Here is a 2,978-nt window from a genome sequence, read left to right on the forward strand (position 1 = left end):
CGTGCCTCGAGCGAAGTTAACGGTTTTGCCGAACTCCTGCACCGCTTCAAAAGAAATATTTCAATTCTAGGCAGGATCAAGCGAACCTTCGATAATTATTCCCCCGCTACTACACGAATTCTTCCATGTGGCCATTTTAAAAAATACTTCATATCATCTAAATGGCCATTTCACCGGCATAATCTCTATATTCATTCCCCGCTACCGTAATAAAATTAAACAAAGTCAATACTTTCGCGTGCCCATTTGTTTTAAATCTGGTAATCTAAGATAGAAATATTTTTTAAAATGACCACACGATACAATCTTCCGGTAGCGAGGGCTACAAAAAAAGCAGTCCTTCCGAAAAAACTGCTTTGTACCTCTAAATCCTAAAAACGACATCCCCATAAGAGGACCATCATACTGCTGAAATGCCACCGGAGCTTCCGTTCAACGGGCTTTCATCTTCTGTCCTGCGGACAAGACGAAAGCTTAGTTATTGTGTACAGTTTTCATGTGTTATTATTTATTTTTATGGGTCACATGGAATACGCCAGATTGGTTATAATATCATCTTCGGTTGGTGATTTGTTCCAATCATGGCTATTTCATCTCAAAATATCGATAACTGAGATTTTGTTGTAAACTCTTCAAGAAATTTCATCCCTTTATATGAATTTCCTTTTTCATTCAATTTCGGACTCCAAACTGCAATCGCATAATGATTTGGATGGATTGCAACAATCCCTCCTCCAACACCACTCTTTCCAGGAAGTCCAACTTTAAAGGCAAATTCTCCAGATTCGTCATATAAGCCACAAGTTTGCATTAGTGCATTTATTCTTTTGCATTGGCTTTTGGTAAGTATCGAATTGTTAGCAAATATGTTAGAGCCATTGTTTGCTAAAAATAAAAATAATTCTGAAAGCTCTTTGCAATTCATTTCAAGAGAGCAAAGATCAAAATAGAAGTCAAGAACATCTGAGGGTTCATTTTCAATATTTCCAAAGGATTTAATGAAATTACATAATGCCACATTTCGAAATCCTACGCTTTTTTCTGAAGCAGCTATTTTGCGTGAATAGTTTAATTCTGAATTATTGGAAATGCTTCTAATAAAAGATAAAAATTCTTCTTTTGGGTTTTTCAGATTGCTAAGTAGAATATCTGAAATAACAATTGCTCCAGCATTTATAAAGGGATTTCGAGGTATGCCTTTATCTGCTTCAAGTTGAACTAGAGAATTAAATGCTGTTCCTGAAGGTTCTACTCCAAGTCTTGTCCAAATTTTCTCGCCAAGAATACTATATGCTAAGCTTAGTGAAAGTACTTTTGCAATACTCTGAATCGAAAATTTTTCGTTAAAATTGCCAATACCAAAATTAGTGTGGTCAATTGTTGATATAAATACTCCAAAACTTTCCGAATCAACGTTAACCAACTCAGGAATATAAGATGCCAATCGTCCTTTGTCATCTGTATTTTTAACCTCTTCATAGGTTGCCCTAACTATTTCTTCTAAATTCACCTCTTTTTTAATTTAATTGTACACAACGTTTTGCAGCTTGGCGATGTGGCGGATTTTTAGCACAAAAGTTCAAAAGAATTACTGCTGTTGAACCTTGCACAAATGTTTCATAGAAGCACTTCAGCCGCCATATTGCCAAACCGATGTTGAACTAAACCTCCGGTAGCTTTTCCCATTCGCCGTTTTAGTAATTTTGTTTTTATTAACCCTTAAAAAACATATAAAATGGCTACAAAAAAAAATCTCCGGAGGATTTAAGGACCAACAAATTCCTGAAACGTGCCTCGAGCGAAGTTAACGGTTTTGCCGAACTCCTGCACCGCTTCAAAAGAAATATTTCAATTCTAGGCAGGATCAAGCGAACCTTCGATAATTATTCCCCCGCTACTACACGAATTCTTCCATGTGGCCATTTTAAAAAATACTTCATATCATCTAAATGGCCATTTCACCGGCATAATCTCTATATTCATTCCCCGCTACCGTAATAAAATTAAACAAAGTCAATACTTTCGCGTGCCCATTTGTTTTAAATCTGGTAATCTAAGATAGAAATATTTTTTAAAATGACCACACGATACAATCTTCCGGTAGCGAGGACTACAAAAAAAAGCAGTCCTTCCGAAAAAACTGCTTTGTGTATCTAAATTCTAAAAACGACATCCCCATAAAAGACCAAAATGCTGTTGAAAAGCCACTGGAGCTTCCGTTCAACGGGCTTTCATCTTCTGTCCTGCGGACAAGACGACCCGAACGAAGTGAACAGAGCGAAGCTAAAGCTTAGTTATTATGTGCAGTGCTTTTTAATTTATAGTATTTGAGGTCATTTCTTTTTCTTTCAAAAAATAATCGTAAATGATTTTAATAAGACCAAAAAACACTACTACTTCGACTAGCATTCCCACAACAAAGCCAATTTTGTAGGCAGTTGAATTTGCTACGTCGTTTAATTCCATAATCTGATTAAAATTTATTAATTCCCAAATAGTTTTTCCGCCTTTTATCAAAAGAACAAGACAAGCAACATATAAAAATACTTTTTTTAAATCCATTTTTTATTTTTTTTGAAGGTTATTTTATTTTAAGTTTAGTTTAATTTCTGGTTTCTCAAAGTTGAATATATTAACAGCAATAAGAAAAAAGGAAGATTTCTCATTTAATTTCAATCTTATTTTTCTATTCATTTTTCAGATATTTTTTTTCAAGATAATGAAAATTTTCTCTCTATGACGATATTTTGATAGCATTGCACATCGGTTGGGTATTTCTGTTGGCGGGGATTATTATAACTGCTTTTGCTAAATATAACAAAATGAACAACTAGCGAAAATCTCTATGATGTAAACTTCAACCCCGCTAATAGAAATACTTTGTTGAACTAAACCTCCGGTAGCTTTTCCCATTCGCCGTTTTAGTAACTTTGTTTTTATTAACCTTTTAAAAACTCATGAAATGGCTACAAAAAAAA

3 protein-coding genes are annotated in these 2,978 nt (G+C 34.5%); 1 reads left to right on the forward strand and 2 read right to left on the reverse strand.

The features are described 5' to 3' along the window. Nucleotides 1-595: 595 nt before the first annotated feature. The gene (locus AP75_RS13900) at nt 596-1,510 is read right to left on the reverse strand and encodes a glutaminase (protein WP_088265000.1); all 915 of its coding nucleotides are present in this window, start codon (nt 1,508-1,510) and stop codon (nt 596-598) included. Nucleotides 1,511-2,147: 637 nt separating this feature from the next. Here AP75_RS13900 and AP75_RS14445 point away from each other — a divergent pair. Further along, a complete protein-coding gene (locus AP75_RS14445; protein WP_158212094.1) occupies nt 2,148-2,294 on the forward strand; it encodes a hypothetical protein in 147 nt (48 codons plus the stop codon). Nucleotides 2,295-2,313: 19 nt separating this feature from the next. On the opposite strand, the gene AP75_RS13905 is transcribed toward AP75_RS14445, so the two are convergent. After that, nucleotides 2,314-2,562: a hypothetical protein gene (locus AP75_RS13905; RefSeq protein WP_031504859.1), complete on the reverse strand. Its 249-nt coding sequence runs from the start codon at nt 2,560-2,562 to the stop codon at nt 2,314-2,316. Nucleotides 2,563-2,978 lie beyond the last annotated feature (416 nt).

The organism is Kaistella haifensis DSM 19056 (genome assembly GCF_000735695.2).
In the GTDB taxonomy this organism is placed as follows: Bacteria; Bacteroidota; Bacteroidia; order Flavobacteriales; family Weeksellaceae; genus Kaistella; species Kaistella haifensis.

Bases quoted from the DNA above. Each gene is read 5' to 3' on its own strand.
- AP75_RS13905 (WP_031504859.1), bottom strand. From the start codon at position 2,562: ATGGATTTAAAAAAAGTATTTTTATATGTTGCTTGTCTTGTTCTTTTG.